Origin of the sequence: Clostridium sp. ATCC 25772, from assembly GCF_001573875.1 — a bacterium.
GTDB lineage: Bacteria > Bacillota > Clostridia > Clostridiales > Clostridiaceae > Clostridium_J > Clostridium_J senegalense.
In genome coordinates this window covers 1-619 of the sequence record NZ_LFRG01000166.1, presented here as the reverse complement: position 1 = coordinate 619, position 619 = coordinate 1, and the positions used below count along the sequence as shown (strand labels likewise).

The window sequence follows — 619 nt, the reverse complement described above, 5'->3', positions numbered from 1 at the left end:
TTATACCTTGAAGTGCTACTACCCCTATTGTATATTCATCTACATAATCTAAAACTTTATCTACATTTAAGCTCATATGCTCTTCATCCATTGGTACTAAACGCATCTCTATATCCCAGTATACACAGAATTTTTCCCAACAAACTTGGAATCCTGAAGATACTACTAAGTTTGGTTTTCTCTTTGTTACATCTATTCCTAATTTTTCTGCTCTATTTCTCCATCTGAATTTCATTGCCATACCACCAAGCATACATGCTTCTGATGATCCTACTGTTGATGTACCTATATAATTTAATTCTTTTGGTGCATTCCATAAGTTTGCTATCATATTTACACATCTGTTTTCCATCTCTGTTGTTTGTGGGTATTCAGATTTGTCTATAGCATTTTTTTCTAGTGTTTCTGCCATAAGTTGTGTTGCTTCATCTTCCATATATGTTTGACAGAATGTACATAAGTTAAGTCTTGCATTTCCTTCATTCATTAGCTCATCTTTGATTAATCTATAAGCTACATTTGGAGCAATAGAATCTTTCCCTAAAACATCTTTTGGCACGCTAGAGCCAGATTCTGTTGTCCCAAATATTGGAGTATCATAATTATCTCCTAATTGATT

The 619-nt window shown here is 33.3% G+C and carries 1 protein-coding gene; it reads right to left on the bottom strand.

Features of this window, described 5'->3' with window-relative positions; genetic code table 11:
• Positions 1 to 619 (bottom strand): pyridoxal-dependent decarboxylase (locus tag AZI32_RS17380; protein ID WP_242865328.1); only part of this gene is annotated, 619 nt, incomplete at both ends.